The organism is Nocardia albiluteola (genome assembly GCF_018860155.1).
GTDB lineage: Bacteria > Actinomycetota > Actinomycetes > Mycobacteriales > Mycobacteriaceae > Nocardia > Nocardia albiluteola.
On record NZ_JAHKNI010000002.1, the window covers coordinates 471,457 to 486,206 of the forward strand.

Sequence of the window (14,750 nt, forward strand, 5' to 3'; positions counted from 1 at the left end):
TCGTCCGGTCCTCGGGCATTGGACATCCCGAATACCGGGTTTCGTCATCCCGGCGAGCGCCGGGAATCGGCCTGTGTTCCCCCTCTAATGCAGGGAACCTATCACTTCCGAATTGCGCCCGCTTCAGATCGTGACGCTATAAGGCCAGCTCCAGGGCTATTGTGATCGAGGTCACATGATGGGGCGAATCTATGTGGCACTGAGCACCTTTCGATTGCCCAAGGGTTGCTGCAGCGGAATATCGAGCGTGCCGAATACTGCGATCATTGTGCACATCCGTCCCATCGCCGCCGGCAGCTTGCCCGACCGCAGGGCGACCGTGACCGTGCTGCCGGTCTCGGTGGTGGTGGCGTCGACGCCGTAGCAGTCCGGCGAGCCGATCTGGAAATTCACCGCGATCCGATCGGGGGCGATCCGGCTCCAGCTGTCGAAGGGGATCGGCGACGCGCCGACGATCGCCGGATTCGCGGTGAAGGTGCGCCCGGGATTCGGCGGGTTCTGCTCGGTGGGCGCACTCGGGCCCGACGACGTCGCGTCCGCGGCACTGGTGGTCGTATTCGCCTGCGTGTCACCGTGGTTCGCCTGTCCACAGCCCGCGGCCAGCAGGGCCAGCAGCGCCGCGGCGGCCACACCGGCCCGGCGGGGTCCCGAAATCCCGTTCATGACGCCACACCCTACGGGGATGGTGAGCTGACGGAGCTTGCGGAGTCGGCGGGGTGGGTAAATGCAGCGGGATGGTGAGCTGACGGAGCTTGCGGAGTCGGCGGGGTGGGTAAATGCAGCGGGATGGTGAGCTGACGGAGCTTGCGGAGTCGGCGGGGTGGCGGGGGGGTATAACGAATGCGCCCTAATTCGTCCGGTGCGGACTACCACGCAGTATCGTCGGCAAACGATGAGCAAATCCAATCTGTGCCATTGATCAACCGACGAAGCACTTCCCCGAATCCCGAAAGGAAGTTCCCGTGGGCGATACGTTGCACGTAGGCGATGAACTCGGTCTGGGCCAGTCCCTGCAGGGTGGTGCATACGCGCTGACCCTGCAGAACGACGGCAATCTGGTGCTGTCCGAACCTGGTGGCGTGGTGTGGGCGACCAATACGCACGGCCAGGGTGTTGTTCGTGCCGTCTTGCAGGACGACGGCAATTTCGTGGTGTACAAGGATGATGGCGCGGCATGGGCCACGCATACCAACGGCATGGACGCGGATCGCCTGGTTGTGCAGGCGGACCGCAACGTGGTGTTGTTCGGCAGGGACGGCAGCCCGCTGTGGGCGTCGGACACCTTTACCGACAACCCGATCGCGGCCGCCGAGCAGATGAACATGGGTGCGCCGGCCACGCATACTTACACGGTCGCGGCGGGCGACACGCTGTGGGCGATCGCCGAACGCTTCTACGGCGACGGCAACCGGTACATGGATATCGCCATGGCCAGTGGCATCGACAACCCCGACGCGGTCAACGTGGGTCAGGTGCTGACCATCCCGTAATTCGCGAAAACCTCTGGTATACAACGCAAGAGCCCCGACGCCGCTGATCGGCGCCGGGGCTCTTCGCGTCCGGCCGCTATCGGCTGGTGAAGGGGAGCAGCGCCATCTCGCGCGCGTTCTTCACCGCGATGGCGACCTGACGCTGCTGCTGCGGGGTGAGCCCGGTGACGCGGCGGCTGCGGATCTTGCCGCGGTCGGAGATGAACGTGCGCAACAGGTTCACATCCTTGTAGTCGACCACCTCGACGCCGGCGGAAATCAGGGGGTTCTTCTTCGGCCGCCGCGCCTGCTCGGCCCTGATCTTCTTGGACGGTGCTCGCTTGACTGCCATATCAGCATCCTTTCTCGGCATGAGCTCTGATCTCTACGTGGTTACGCAAGTTGCCGCCTCCGAGCCCTGACCGCTCATGCCGGGGTTCCTTACTCGCTCACGAGATCCGGGTGTCTACCAACTCGATTTGTGCACACCGGGCAGCTCTCCGCGGTGGGCCATTTCGCGCACGCGTACTCGGGAAAGTCCGAATTTCCGTAGATATCCACGGGGGCGGCCATCCGTAGTATCCCGATTGCGTAATCGTACCGGACTGGCGTCGCGGGGTAGGCGCTGTAGGGCGGCATACAGTTCGGCCGCGTCCGGCGCGCCGGCGGCCGCGGCTCGGCGCGCGGCCTCCTTCAGTTCGGCACGCCGTTCGGCATGCCGCGCGGCGATGATCCGGCGCCGCTCGTTGCGTGCGATCTTGGATTTCTTGGCCATCAGTGCTCCCGCGTGTTCTCTTGTGCCGCCGGCCTTTTGCCTCGCTGGCCCGGTTTCGGTCCCGGCCGCGCGGTCATCAGCGCTCCTCCCGGAAATCCACGTGGCGGCGCACGACGGGGTCGTACTTGCGCAGCACCATGCGGTCCGGATCGTTGCGGCGGTTCTTGCGGGTGACATAGGTGTACCCGGTACCCGCGGTGGACCGCAGCTTGATGATCGGGCGAATGTCGGTCGACTTCGATGCCATCGGTCAGCTCCCTCAGATCTTTTCGCCGCGGGCGCGCAGCCGGGCGACGACCGCCTCGATGCCGTCGCGGTCGATGACCTTGATGCCCTTGGCCGACACGGTGAGCCGGATGCGGCGGTCCTCGCTGGGCAGGTAGTAGGTCTTGCGCTGGATGTTGGGGTCCCAGCGCCGGTTCGTGCGCTGGTGTGAATGCGAGACGGACTTGCCGAATCCGGGACGGCGCCCGGTGACCTGACAGTGTGCCGACACCGAATCCTCCTGAATTGAAGATGAAAACCGTTTTCGACAACGGCCGTCGAACACTGTAGCGTGAGCCCCCGGTAAATGAAAATGATTGTCGAAAGGGGTTCCGGTGGTGTCAGCTCCCGACCGCCGCACGCCCGTGGTGTTGCTGGCCGGTGCGTCCGTCCAGGCCGGGCCGGGCGGCTCGGTGCACGACGGCATGGATCGGGTCGCGCGCACGATGCTGGACACGCCCGGCACCGTCGTCGTCCGGCACGACCTGACGGCCCTGAACGAGGGCATCGTGCGCCGGACCGTCTGGTACGGCACACCCGTTGATCTCGACCCGCAGCGCGCCGGCCCGACGGACGGCAGTGCCGGGTTCACGGACAACGGTGCGGGGTTCATGGAGCCGGGCCCCGGGGCGCGCGGGAACGATCTCTTCGCGCACCGCGCCGTGACGACCGTGCACGAACTGGCGCACGGCTGCGTCTCCTGCACGCTGCGTGCCGACCTGCTGCCGCTGCTGTGCCTGCTTGCGACGCGAGATTCGGTGCGGCGCATCGTGATCGCTCTGGATCCTAGGTTCGAGGCGGAGGCGGAGGCGGTATGCCACGCGATCGAGCACGTCCCGGTGGTCGGCGTCGCCGGTCGTGTGGACGGGCCGGCGGGGCGCAACGTGCGCATCGGGGCGGTGATCACCGGGCTGGACGCGCAGGCGTGGCCCGTCGACATCCTCGGCGAGGACACCCTCGCGGACCGGGGTCTCGCGGCCGCCGACGACGAGCGCACGGTCGCGCAGGTGGCCGTGGGGCAGGTCGAATTCGCCGACGCCGTCCTGGTTTTCGCGCCCGATGCGCTCGGCGGTGGCGACCGGGCGCGCTTGGCGGCGATCCTGGACCGCCTGGTCCCGCTGGCCCCGGCCGAGTGGCTGGACGGCCCCGCCGGTCCGGACCGCGAACGCGTCGAGGGCCTGCTCGCCCGCCTGCCCGCCGGCGCCCGGCGCGGCCGGATCTTCGATGCGCACGCACCGCTGCTGCGCGGGCGTCCGCCGCTGCAGGCCGAATACGGTGTGCAGCTGGTCGAATTCGCCGCCTCCCGCCCCTTCCATCCGGCGCGCCTGCACGAGGCGCTGGATGTGCTGTTCGACGGCGTGGTCACCGCCCGGGGCCGGGTATGGCTGGCCACCCAGCCCGAGGAAGTGGTGTGGCTGGAGTCCGCGGGCGGTGGCCTGCGGGTGGGCGGCGCGGGCCCCTGGCTGGCCGCCATGAGCCCGGTGGAGTTCGCGGCCGCGGATCCGGATCGCCGCGCGCTGGCCGCGCTGCGCTGGGACGAGCACTTCGGCGATCGCGACGTCTCGCTGACGATTCTGATCTGCGCGGCCGATCCGGACGAGATCCGGCACGCCCTGCACTGGGCGCTGGTCGACGAGGACGAGCTGCGCCAGGTGCGCACCGCGCCCGGACTCGTCGCGCAGTGGGAGGACCCCTTCGGCGAATGGCACCGGGATCCCTGCGACACAACCGAATCCGAGGGCGCGACCGAGGCCGCGCTGCCGCACGACACGCACGAGTAGAAAGGCAGATCCATGAAGGCGGGTATCCACCCCGATTACCATCCGGTGATCTTCGAGGACGTCAGCACCGGCAAGCGCTTCCTCACCCGATCCACCGCGACCGGCACGCGCACGGCCGAGTGGACCGACGGCAACAGCTATCCACTGATCACCGTCGATGTCACGAGCGACTCCCATCCGTTCTGGACCGGCGCGCACCGCGTGCTGGATACCGCCGGGCGGGTGGAGAAGTTCGAACGCAAATATGGCAGGCGCGCGCGTCCCGGCGCCGCGCAGGCCGCCGAGTCCGAAGGCGAGGCACGCTGATGGCCGTTCCCAAGCGGCGCATGTCCCGATCGAATACCCGTAGCCGGCGGGCGAATTGGAAGGCGACGCCGCCCGAGCTGGTTCCGGTCACCGTCGGCGGCGTGGTCTATCGGGTGCCGCGGCGCCTCGTGGCCGCGGTGCGGCGGGGAGTAATCGATCCGGCCCGGCTGTGAGTTGTGCGATGCGCCTAGTTCGGTAGGGGATTTGGTCATCCACTCGCGAGACATTTGTCTGGATTCGGCGACGAGTTGGCAAATGCCACGCAGCGTCCGAGCTGGGGAAGTGTGGCCAGATCGGATCGCGAGGAGGTAGCTGAAAGATGAACTGCGCACTGGGAGTGGGTTATTGGGTGCGAAAAAGTCCGCGCGAAGTGATGTATTCGTGCCCTCGTGCCGGTAACCTCATCCGGGAGGGCGGGTTCCCACTGCAAGTCCGGGAACCCGCTCATCGCCACTTCAGGGGCGGTCGGGCTCGCGGCCCGGCAGGTCCGGCAGCAGCGATTCCAGCCGCGCCACCTGCTCGCCCAGCAGTAGCAGCGCCCCTTCGGCCAGCGAGAGCGGCCACGGCAGGCGGTGCGGCGACAGGTCCCGCACCTGGTGCTCCAGGTCGGCGACAGTTGCCTCCAGATCGCCTATTTCCGTACGCAGTTCGGCGATCTGCGTCAGTGCTGCCGCCAAGGCCTCCACTACTGTCCGGTGCCGCTCGCCGGTGTCGGAGCCCAGTTGCGGCCAGCCGGACAGCTCCGGCCCCCGCAACTGGATCTGGATATCGCGCAGGATGGCCTCGAGGTCGGTGGATGCGGGCGCCGCCTCCCCGTGGCCGGCATCGTCCGGGGCGAATTGCATGGACCCAACCCTAATCGCGAACCCGCCCACCGTGGCCCACCCGGGAGAACCGCGTGACCGCCGGCAGCGTGGACGGCGCGAGAGAGTTCGGCACGCAATTGTGCTGCCGGTGACGGATTTCCGGAGTAATCGTCGTCACATATGCGCACGCTGAGAGTTCGCCGAAACGTTCGCCCCACCCCGTCTTTGTCCAAATTTGCACGCTTTTAACATGAAGGGAATATTTTTGTCGGGTTATTGACGGGGTTTGTTACCGATTCGTAATCTGCACCGGCGAGTCTCTGTGAGGGCTCGAAATTTATGGCTCTGCGCTTCCTGGAGTGAGCGCATCAACTGAGAATCTGATGGGGTTCGTATGAAGAAGATGACGTACGCTGTGTCGCTCGCGACGCTCGCGACGACCGCCGCCGTTGCGCTCGCCACCGGCACCGCCTCGGCCGCCACCCCCGGCGCTGCGGCTCCCGTCGTGGATCCGCACGCCCTGAGCCTGGCGATCGCGCCGGGTGTCCAGTACAACAGCAACACCGCCGACGCCTCCACCGTGCTGAACACTCCGTTCGGCAAGCTGACCACCCTGGGTGGCCAGATCCAGGTCGCCGACGCCGCAGGTAAGACGGTGTACGGCCAGCAGTCCTTCGCCGCCACGCCGAAGGCCGCCCTGCCCGCGGCCGAGGCGGCGTCCGCCCCCGTCGACCCGATCACCACCCACCCGGCGGACGCGGCGATCAAGCCGGTCGACGCCCCCGCCCCGCACGACCCGACGGCCGACTTCAACAGCGCCCTCGGTGTCGCGGCCACTCAGTTCGGCCTGGCCACTGGCGTCGGCGGCATGGTCGGCGGCGTGGGCGGCGCCCTCATCGGCTGCCCGGTCGGCGCCCTCACCGGCGGCACCCTGACCGCGGCCACCGTGATCGGCACCCCGCTCGGCATCGTCGGCGGCTGCCTGCTCGGCGCCTCCACCATCGGCGGCGTCGGCGCCATCGTCGGTGGCGCGACCCTGGGCACCGTGGTCGGCATCGCGAGCGGTGTGCAGATGTACAACACCCTGCACGCCCAGGGCGACGTCTAGACCGAGCCCTGCCGGACGGCAGCGTCCCCTGTGAATTGAATTACCTGGGACACAATAGAATTCGGGCCGGATCACCCGTGTGGTGATCCGGCCCGAAGCATGTGGCGCACCGTTGCGCGGGAACTATCCGACCGGTTCCCGGCGGCGCGTGCCCGCGGGCCGGGTCGGGCGCGTCGGGCGCGGGCGGCGCTGCCGGGGCTTTCTGGGCTCGGGCTGCAGACGCCCGGCGCGGTCGGGGGCGACCAGGACTGCGGTGATCGGGATCGCCAGCGACATCACACCGATCGCGAAGACCGGGATGAAGACTGTGAACAGGTCCTGTCCACCGGGCGGCGGCATGGCCGGGTCGAGATGCACCTGCAGCCCGGACAGGGCCAGATAGTGCATGCCCACGATCGCGGCCGCGTACAGCATCGCCACCCCGAGCAGCGCGACCGTCGCCCGCAACCGCATCGCGTACAGCAGGCCGAACGCGACCACCACCGACAGCACGGTCACCCCGGCGATGATCGCCGGGCTGATCGAGACGGTGCCCTGGACTTCCAGCGCACTCAGTACGAAGTAATTCCCCGCACCCAGGCTCAGGCCCATGACCAGCGCCCCGACCGCCAGCCGCGGCAGCTGCGGGTTCCGTCCGACGATGAGCAGCGCGGCCAGCACCGCTACGGGCACCAGGATCAGGGCCGCCGCCCGGCGCAGCAGGTCGTAATGGACTGTGCCGCCGCCCACTCCGACGCCCAGCAGCGTGACGGACGTGCCCAGATGCGTGCCGATCGCGCCGATGCAGACCGCGGCGGCGGTCAGCCACACCAGGCGGAATTTCGCGGTCACCGACAGCGTGGACTGCCGGATGCAGATCAGGCCTACCAGGGCGCCGGCCACCGCCACACCGAGCGACAGGCCGAGCACCCAGGTGCCCATGGTGAAGTACTGCACGGGTTCCCCCTGGGATCGTATTTGTTCGGGTTCTGTGTTCCCACCCGCCGGTATTTCTATGTCACGGTCGGACAGGATGATTCGCCGCGGGGCCGTGAATTTCATTACGGTTCGGCAACTCTGCGGCCGGGACGGAACGATCTCGGGATCGCTCCGGCAGCCCTATATCGTTGCTGGGCAAACGAGATCGCGACCGGTACCGCCGATTTCCCTGTTGGTAGCCGGATTTCACCGCCGGCTCCGGCAATATGCCTGCCCGCCTGGCTGAATGAATCTGGTTGGTACCTTGTTGCCGCGTTGTCGCGGCGCCGAGCTCAGCGCTGGGCGGTCGCCGCGGGCTGCGAGCCTCCGGTCAGGCGCGCGATCGCGTACTCGGTGACCGCCGCCAGCGACTGGCGCACCTGTGCCGGGTCGCGGGCGTCGATATCGACGATCGGCACACCCTCGCGGATCGACAGCGCCTCGCGCAACTCCGCGGCCGGAAATTGCGGCGAGTCGGGAAAACGATTGACCGCCACCAGGAACGGCAGCTCGCGCGCCTCGAAGAAGTCGACGACCGCGAAGCTGTCCTCGATCCGGCGGGTGTCCAGCAGCACCACCGCGCCGATCGCGCCGCGGACCAGGTCGTCCCACATGAACCAGAACCGGCGCTGGCCGGGCGTGCCGAACAGGTACAGCGTCAGATTGCCGGGCAGGACGATCCGCCCGAAATCCATGGCGACCGTGGTGGTTTCCTTGTTCGGAATGCCCGTCAGATCGTCTACGCCGTCGGAATATCCGGTGACCAGCGCCTCGGTGCGGAGCGGCACGATCTCCGAGACTGCGCCGACAAAGGTCGTCTTGCCGACGCCGAATCCACCGGCCACCACGATCTTTGTCGAGGCGGTTCGGCTTTCGGGCGCGGTGAGCGTGGCGTCAGAGAGCGCGGAGTCCACGCAGGGTCCTCTCCATGAGCGAGCGGCGTTCGTCGAAGGTGGCGTTGTCGCTGAGTGTGGTGTGCACCCGCAGCGTACCGGCCACGACCAGATCGCCGATGACGACACGGACCATTCCCAGCGGGCGCTGGAGGTGGGCGGCGATCTCCGCCACCGACAGCCGCCGGCCACCCAGGCGGAGGATATCGGTGCGGACATCGCCTGCGGGCCAATCGAATCGGCTCGCGTAGGGGAGGGTCTCCACGACCGCCTCCAGCGGGAGGTCGATCGCGGGTTCGGTGCGCCCCGCGGTCAGCGCGTAGGGGCGGACTCGGGTGGTTGGCCGGGGGTCGGCTCCGGAGGAACTGGGCATCGGCTCGGACCGGTCCTGGTCAGACCGCCGCCGACCGGGCGGTGGCCTGCACGACCGCACCGACCCGGTCGACCAGAAGTGCCATCTCGTAACCGATCCGGCCGATGTCGTGCTGCTTGTTGGCCAGCACCGCCAGGTGCGACCCGTTGCCCACACTCATGACCAGGAGATAGCCCCGCTGCATATCGACGACCGACTGCATCACTTTGCCGCCCTCGAACAGCTGAGCCGCACCCGAGGACAGGCTCGCCAGTCCGGCGGTCACCGCGGACAGCTGTTCGGCGCGATCCGAGGGCAGATGCGGGCTCGTGGCCTGCAGCAGGCCGTCGGCCGATACCAGCACCGCATGCGAAACGCCCGGTACCTCGCGGGTGAAGCGAGTGACCAGCCAGTTCAGGTTTTCGTCGGTGGGGGGCTGCTCGGTATCGGTCATACATGTCCTCCGTCTGTGTACTGCGCGTCTTGATACTGGGCCGCGCCGCCGGACCGAGTTCCGTTGTACCCGTTTTCATCCGTGTACGACGTATTGGCTCGTCCGCTGCGCACCCCGCTCAGATGCCTGGACAGGTTGTTGCGGATCTCCTCCGGATCCGGGGCAGCGGATTCGGCGGCCGGGGGCAGGCTGCCGGGAACCAGCTGCGCGCCCGGGGCACGGATCGGCAGGCCGCCCGTGGTGCGGTGGACCGTGGTCGGGCGGCTGGCCTCCGCGGCCGCCGCCCAGCCGTCGTCGGCGGGGGAGGACCAGGCCTCGACCGGCTCGCTCGCCGACGGCTCGACCAACCATTCCGAGACCATCCGCTGATAGATCGGCGATTCGGTGACGGTCTCGCGCGGGGCGGGCTGCTGCACGGGCAGCGTGGCGGTCTGGGCCCACAGATCGGCCGCGTCCGTCGACCAGGACATCGTGTGTTCCGGTATATCCGCCTGCACCGGAACCGATTCCGCGGGCCGGCTCTCCTTCGGAGCTTCCGGTTCCGCCGGGTCGCGGCGCCGAATCGGCTGGGACAGTTGCGATGTCGGCCAGGAGTCGATGGACGGATCGGATTCGGGAATGCGCCACGAGGTGGTGGCCGGGCGGGCCAGGCTCCGCGCCGTGGGCTCGTCCACCTGTGCCCAGTGCTCGGTCTCGGATTCGGTGTCGCCCCAGGATGTTTCGGCGGACTCGTCGTCGTCCTCGCGCGCCTCGTCGAACGGGCGGAAGCCGATTACGCCGTCCCGCACCGGTTCCGGGGCGCCGAGGGCAGGCTCGGGGATCGGCGGCGCCGCGGATACCGAGGATCGTCCCGGCCGGCGCAGCGGCAGTCCGGCTCCGGGCGTGGCGAACAGCGAGCCGGGCTCCGGTGCGTCCGGGTCGGCGGCCACCGACAGGGACCGGCCCGGCGCCGCGGCCGGGAACGGGGCGCCCTGCGGTCCGGCGCTCTCGGACTGCGGGCCCGAGGTGACCAGGGAGGCGGGCAGGTGCACCGCGGCGGTGATGCCCGGCTGCTGCGCCATCGTGGACGTGCGCCGCAGGCTCACCGTGACGGTGTGCCGCTTGGCTAGCCGTCCGACCACGAAAAGGCCCATGCGGCGGGCGGTTTCGACGGTCACCTCGCCGCCGGAGGCCAGCCGGTCGTTGATCGAGCGCAGATCCTCGCCGGACATGCCCAGGCCGCGATCGGTGATCTCGATCAGATAGCCGCCCTCCGAGGCCGGGTTCACAGAGACCGCCACCGGCGTGCTGGGCGGGGAATAGCGCAGCGAGTTGTCGATCAGCTCGGCCAGCAGATGTTCGACATCGACCGCGGGCTCGCCGGCCACGATGCCGTCGGGCACCGCGCCGATCTCGACCCGCTGATAGTCCTCCACCTGGGACACCGCACTCCACAGCATGTCCGACAGCGGCACCGGGGGCAGGTGGCCGCGGCGCAGCGCGGTGCCCGCGAGCACCAGCAGGTTGTCGCCGTTGCGGCGCATGCGGGTGGCCAGGTGGTCCAGGCGGAACAGGCTCTGCAGCCGTCCCGGATTGTCCTCGTCCCGCTCGAGGTCCTCGATCAGCGTCAGCTGCTGCTCGACCAGGGACTGGCTGCGCCGGGACAGGGTCTCGAACATGCTGCTGATCAGCAGTCGCAGCCGCGCCTGGTCGGCGGCCAGGTGCAGCGCCTGGCGATGCATGTCGTCGACCGCGCGGGCCAGCTGGCCGATCTCCTCGGTGGTCTGCACGTCGACCGGGAGAATCTCGGGCGTCGCGCCGCCCTCGCGCACCACCGCGAGCTCGGCGGGCAGGTCGATGTGGGCCACCTGCAGCGCGCCGCGCCGCAGCCGGCGCACCGGGACGACCAGCGAGCGCGCCACCGCCAGCGCCAGCGCCAGGCCCGCGAGCAGCGTCACGACCACGGACGCCACGTCGCGCAGCACGGTGCTGCGGGCGGCGATCGAGGTCTGGGACAGGCCCGAATTGATCAGCTGGACCAGATGACCGGTGGCGTCGGTGTAGGTCGCGGTGCTCAGCTTCAGCGAATCACCGACTCCCGGCAGCGACATCGGCTCGGCGTTGTTCTGGCTCAACGCGTGCAGGCGGGCCTGCTGCGCCCCCAGCAGCACGTCGGGCTTGTACGCCGAGACGGGCTGCACCACCGCGTACTGATTGATCATGGTGAGCTCGGCGCCGGTGGCGGTGAGGGCCTGCGCCAGCATGGCCGGATTGTTGCTGATCTCGCCGCTGCCGATGAGCAGCTGCTGCTGAAGGAACATCCGGCGCGCGATGGTGAGATCGCCCAGCTGCGTGTAGTACCGCTCCAGGACCGTCTCCTGGGGCGTGGTGAGCGTCGAGAGTGCGTTGCTGATGTGCGTGGCGACCTCGTCGGACTGGTTGCCGATCACCAGCGGTGAGCTGCCGTGCAGGCTGTTGCGCAGGCTGCGGCCCGCCGACAGCGCGTCGGTGACCTCCGTGCTCACCTGCTGGTCGACAGGCGAGAGCTGCAGCGCCGATTGCAGATTCGCCGCGGCCTGGTCGAAGCGCGCGGAGACCTGGTCCAGGGCCCGATCGCCGGCGCCCCCGGTGCCGGCCGCGACGGCGAGATCCTCGGCGGCCGAAGCGTAGTCCAGCACCGGCCGGATGATCTGTGCTTGCTGGGCGGCCGCGTTGAGCTGTGCGATGGTGCCCAGCTCGTCCTTGATGCGCAGCACCGCGAAGACCGAGGCCAGGATGACCGGTAGCAGCAGTACGATGCCGACCTTGCTCGTTACCGAGAGGTTGGACAGCGATCGCTGCCATGGTCGCGGTGCAGTGCCCATCCTGCTTCCGTCGCCTCCGCTCGCGCATACGCCCCCGCGGCCCTCATCGCGGGCCCGTGCCCGGGCGGGCGGAGCACCCATGGCTCGCATGCACGTTCGCTCACTGCCGGGCAAATCCGAGCGCTCGAATTTGCGGAAAGTGAACTGACGTCTTACGGGTCCAACCGGCGGAGAACCGACTGCAGGTCTTCTTTTACGGCAGGCAACATACCGTGTGAAGTTGGTGACGGCAATTCGGACCCGGGTCGCGTTTTCCCATTGTTTAATTCCTCCGCGCGCAACATGTTTCGTGCACGGCGCACGTAACCGAGCAAAGCGACTGGTCATAGGCTCGCGGTGCTCCGGCGTGTCGGAGTGGGTCTTCTCAGTGGACTCTCAGTCGGTGCGGTCAGACTGGATCTCATGCGCATTCTGGTAGTCGACGACGACCGCGCGGTGCGGGAATCACTGCGGCGGTCGCTGACCTTCAACGGCTACACGGTCGAGCTCGCCGTCGACGGCGTCGACGCCCTGGACAAGGTGACGCTGCAACGCCCCGATGCGCTCGTGCTCGATGTGATGATGCCCCGCCTGGACGGCCTCGAGGTGTGCCGCCGGCTCCGCAGCACCGGCGACGACCTGCCGATACTCGTTCTGACCGCACGCGATTCGGTCTCGGAGCGGGTCGCCGGGCTGGACGCGGGCGCCGACGACTACCTGCCCAAGCCGTTCGCGCTCGAGGAGTTGCTCGCCCGCCTGCGCGCCCTGCTGCGCCGCACCATCGCCGACCCGGCCGCCGAGGCGTCGGAGACGATGACGTTCGCCGATCTGTCGCTGGACCCGATCACCCGGGAGGTTTCGCGGGGCGAGCGCGCCATCAGCCTGACGCGCACGGAGTTCTCACTCCTGGAGATGCTGATGGCCAATCCGCGCCGGGTGCTTACCCGCAGCCGAATTCTCGAGGAGGTCTGGGGATACGACTTCCCCACCTCCGGCAATGCGCTCGAGGTGTATATCGGATATCTGCGGCGTAAAACCGAGGCCGAGGGGGAGCCCCGCCTGATCCATACCGTGCGTGGCGTCGGATACGTGCTGCGCGAGACGCCGCCGTAGGAGTGTTCGACATCGTGGGAAGGAATGTTCCGCACCCGACCGGACTCGGCGCCAAGGGGCACGGTCCGGCCGGGCGGGGTACGACCGGGCGCGGCGGGAACAGCCGCTCGGAAAGGCGGTCGCGGGAGACGACCGGGCGCGGGCGCGACGGCGCGGCCGGGCACGGCGTCGCCGGGGTCGCCCAGCGCGCCGACCCGCACGATCTGCGCCCCCCGATGCCGCTGACCAGGTCGGTCTCGCTGCGCTGGAGGGTCACGCTGCTGGCCGCCTCGGTGGTGGCGATCGCGGTGGCCCTGACCTCGATCGCCGCCTACGCGATGGTGGCCCGGTCGCTGTACTCCGACGTCGATCAGCAGCTGAAGGCGCGCGCGGAGGTGATGATCAGCCAGAACCTCGACAGCCTCGGGATTCTGCCGACCCTGGCGATCGGCAGCCTGTACTCCAACGACATCGGGATCGCGCTGATCTTCCCGGACATGTACCCGCCGTACGTGCCGCCGCAGCCGACCGATCCGCCGGTCGGGGCGCCGGAGATGGCGGTGGCCAAGGGCCAGTCCTCGTTCTCGCTGCGCACCGCCGCCAACCAGCGGGTGCTGGCCGAGCGCATGAAGAGCGGTGCGACCCTGGTGATCTCGCAGCGACTGCAGCCGACGCAGGAGGTGCTGAACCGCCTGGCCTGGCTGCTGTTCGTGGTCGGCATCTGCGGTGTCGTGGCGGCCGCGGCCGCCGGGGCCGCCGTGGGCCGCACCGGATTACGGCCGATCGCGCGGTTGACCGCGGCCACCGAGCGGATCGCCCGCACGGACGACCTCGCGCCGATCCCGGTCACCGGCGACGACGAATTGGCCAGGCTCACCGAGAGTTTCAATTCCATGCTGCGCGCGCTGACCGAATCCCGGGATCGGCAGGGCCGTCTGGTGGCCGACGCGGGGCACGAGCTGCGCACCCCGCTGACCTCGCTGCGCACCAATATGGAGCTGCTGATCGCCTCGTCCCGCCCCGGCGCGCCGCACATACCCGAGCAGGACATGGCCGAACTGCAGGCCGACGTCATGGCCCAGATCGAGGAATTGTCCACGCTGGTGGGCGATCTGGTGGACCTCGCGCGGGAGGATGCCCCCGAGGCGGTCTACGACCAGATCGATATCGGCGACGTGGCCGCGCGGGCGCTCGAACGGGCGCGGCGGCGGCGCACCACGGTGGAATTCGTGGGGGACCTGCGCCCGTGGTTCGTCTATGGTCACGAGGCCGGGCTCGAGCGTGCGATCCTGAATGTGCTCGACAATGCCGCGAAATGGAGTCCGGAAGGGGAACAGGTCCGGGTGAGCATGCGCGAAACCGGGCCCGGACTCCTGGAATTCGCCGTAGACGATGCGGGGCCGGGTATTGCGCCCGCCGAGAGGGAGCTGGTTTTCGAGCGTTTCTACCGGACCACGGCCTCGCGGTCGATGCCCGGTTCGGGCCTGGGCCTGGCCATCGTCAAACAGGTCGTGACCAAACACGGCGGAACCATCACAATCGACACATCCGATCGCGGCGGTGCGCTCATCCGTATCGTCCTGCCGGGGGAGAGCGGACCATCCGCGAATCCCGGTGAACTGATGGTGAACTGATAGGCACGTCTCAGTCCGCTCTCAGTAGAGGTAACCA

At 68.6% G+C, this 14,750-nt stretch carries 18 protein-coding genes; 7 read left to right on the plus strand and 11 right to left on the minus strand.

The features are described from left to right. Window positions 1-189 precede the first annotated feature (189 nt). The gene (locus KO481_RS07965; RefSeq protein ID WP_215916339.1) at window positions 190-663 is read right to left on the minus strand and encodes a hypothetical protein; all 474 of its coding nucleotides are present in this window, start codon (window positions 661-663) and stop codon (window positions 190-192) included. Between the two features lie 299 nt (window positions 664-962). Here KO481_RS07965 and KO481_RS07970 point away from each other — a divergent pair, with 299 nt between their 5' ends. Then, window positions 963-1,490 carry a LysM peptidoglycan-binding domain-containing protein gene (locus tag KO481_RS07970; RefSeq protein ID WP_215916340.1) on the plus strand — a complete coding sequence of 176 codons (528 nt, stop codon included), beginning with the start codon at window positions 963-965 and terminating at the stop codon, window positions 1,488-1,490. Between the two features lie 76 nt (window positions 1,491-1,566). On the opposite strand, the gene rpsR is transcribed toward KO481_RS07970, so the two are convergent. From rpsR to rpmB, 4 genes are all read right to left on the minus strand, one after another. Then, entirely contained in the window at window positions 1,567-1,821 is a 255-nt protein-coding gene (rpsR, locus tag KO481_RS07975) for a 30S ribosomal protein S18 (RefSeq protein WP_215916341.1), read from the minus strand. Between the two features lie 114 nt (window positions 1,822-1,935). Then, complete coding sequence (gene rpsN / locus KO481_RS07980; RefSeq protein ID WP_215916342.1) at window positions 1,936-2,244, minus strand: 30S ribosomal protein S14; 309 nt, start codon at window positions 2,242-2,244, stop codon at window positions 1,936-1,938. Window positions 2,245-2,320: 76 nt separating this feature from the next. Then, window positions 2,321-2,491, minus strand: a complete 171-nt coding sequence (rpmG, locus tag KO481_RS07985) for a 50S ribosomal protein L33 (protein WP_215916343.1) — start codon at window positions 2,489-2,491, stop codon at window positions 2,321-2,323. Between the two features lie 12 nt (window positions 2,492-2,503). Further along, window positions 2,504-2,740: a 50S ribosomal protein L28 gene (rpmB, locus tag KO481_RS07990; protein ID WP_215916344.1), complete on the minus strand. Its 237-nt coding sequence runs from the start codon at window positions 2,738-2,740 to the stop codon at window positions 2,504-2,506. Between the two features lie 103 nt (window positions 2,741-2,843). Between rpmB and mrf the strand changes: the two genes are divergently transcribed. The 3 genes from mrf to rpmF are packed head-to-tail and all read left to right on the plus strand — an operon-like array spanning window position 2,844 to window position 4,768. Beyond that, on the plus strand, window positions 2,844-4,289 hold the full coding sequence (mrf, locus tag KO481_RS07995; RefSeq protein ID WP_372451947.1) for a ribosome hibernation factor-recruiting GTPase MRF: 1,446 nt from the start codon (window positions 2,844-2,846) through the stop codon (window positions 4,287-4,289). Window positions 4,290-4,301: 12 nt separating this feature from the next. Further along, window positions 4,302-4,595, plus strand: a complete 294-nt coding sequence (locus KO481_RS08000; RefSeq protein WP_215916345.1) for a type B 50S ribosomal protein L31 — start codon at window positions 4,302-4,304, stop codon at window positions 4,593-4,595. After that, complete coding sequence (gene rpmF, locus KO481_RS08005; protein WP_215916346.1) at window positions 4,595-4,768, plus strand: 50S ribosomal protein L32; 174 nt, start codon at window positions 4,595-4,597, stop codon at window positions 4,766-4,768. The genes KO481_RS08000 and rpmF overlap by 1 nt, the downstream gene beginning before the upstream one ends. 282 nt (window positions 4,769-5,050) lie before the next feature. Here rpmF and KO481_RS08010 read toward each other — a convergent pair whose 3' ends face one another. Continuing rightward, window positions 5,051-5,440, minus strand: a complete 390-nt coding sequence (locus KO481_RS08010; protein ID WP_215916347.1) for a hypothetical protein — start codon at window positions 5,438-5,440, stop codon at window positions 5,051-5,053. A gap of 364 nt (window positions 5,441-5,804) precedes the next feature. On the opposite strand from KO481_RS08010, the gene KO481_RS08015 reads away from it, so the two are divergent. Further along, the gene (locus tag KO481_RS08015; RefSeq protein WP_215916348.1) at window positions 5,805-6,509 is read left to right on the plus strand and encodes a hypothetical protein; all 705 of its coding nucleotides are present in this window, start codon (window positions 5,805-5,807) and stop codon (window positions 6,507-6,509) included. Window positions 6,510-6,632: 123 nt separating this feature from the next. Here the strand turns inward: KO481_RS08015 and KO481_RS08020 are convergent, their stop codons facing one another. The 5 genes from KO481_RS08020 to KO481_RS08040 all read right to left on the minus strand — a co-directional run bounded on the left by KO481_RS08020 (window position 6,633) and on the right by KO481_RS08040 (window position 12,008). After that, window positions 6,633-7,445: an MHYT domain-containing protein gene (locus tag KO481_RS08020; protein ID WP_215916349.1), complete on the minus strand. Its 813-nt coding sequence runs from the start codon at window positions 7,443-7,445 to the stop codon at window positions 6,633-6,635. Between the two features lie 314 nt (window positions 7,446-7,759). Then, a complete protein-coding gene (locus tag KO481_RS08025) occupies window positions 7,760-8,380 on the minus strand; it encodes a GTP-binding protein (RefSeq protein ID WP_215916350.1) in 621 nt (206 codons plus the stop codon). Further along, a complete protein-coding gene (locus tag KO481_RS08030; RefSeq protein ID WP_215916351.1) occupies window positions 8,361-8,732 on the minus strand; it encodes a DUF742 domain-containing protein in 372 nt (123 codons plus the stop codon). The genes KO481_RS08025 and KO481_RS08030 overlap by 20 nt, the downstream gene beginning before the upstream one ends. 19 nt (window positions 8,733-8,751) lie before the next feature. Continuing rightward, window positions 8,752-9,165, minus strand: a complete 414-nt coding sequence (locus tag KO481_RS08035; protein ID WP_215916352.1) for a roadblock/LC7 domain-containing protein — start codon at window positions 9,163-9,165, stop codon at window positions 8,752-8,754. Continuing rightward, window positions 9,162-12,008 (minus strand): ATP-binding protein, encoded by a 2,847-nt coding sequence (locus KO481_RS08040; RefSeq protein ID WP_215916353.1) that lies wholly within the window; start codon window positions 12,006-12,008, stop codon window positions 9,162-9,164. Before KO481_RS08040 ends, KO481_RS08035 begins: the two co-directional genes overlap by 4 nt. A gap of 402 nt (window positions 12,009-12,410) precedes the next feature. On the opposite strand from KO481_RS08040, the gene KO481_RS08045 reads away from it, so the two are divergent. Together KO481_RS08045 and KO481_RS08050 are read left to right on the plus strand one after the other, a co-directional pair. Then, window positions 12,411-13,100, plus strand: a complete 690-nt coding sequence (locus KO481_RS08045; RefSeq protein ID WP_215916354.1) for a response regulator transcription factor — start codon at window positions 12,411-12,413, stop codon at window positions 13,098-13,100. Between the two features lie 215 nt (window positions 13,101-13,315). Next, the gene (locus KO481_RS08050; protein ID WP_215916680.1) at window positions 13,316-14,713 is read left to right on the plus strand and encodes a sensor histidine kinase; all 1,398 of its coding nucleotides are present in this window, start codon (window positions 13,316-13,318) and stop codon (window positions 14,711-14,713) included. The last annotated feature ends 37 nt before the right edge of the window (window positions 14,714-14,750 follow it).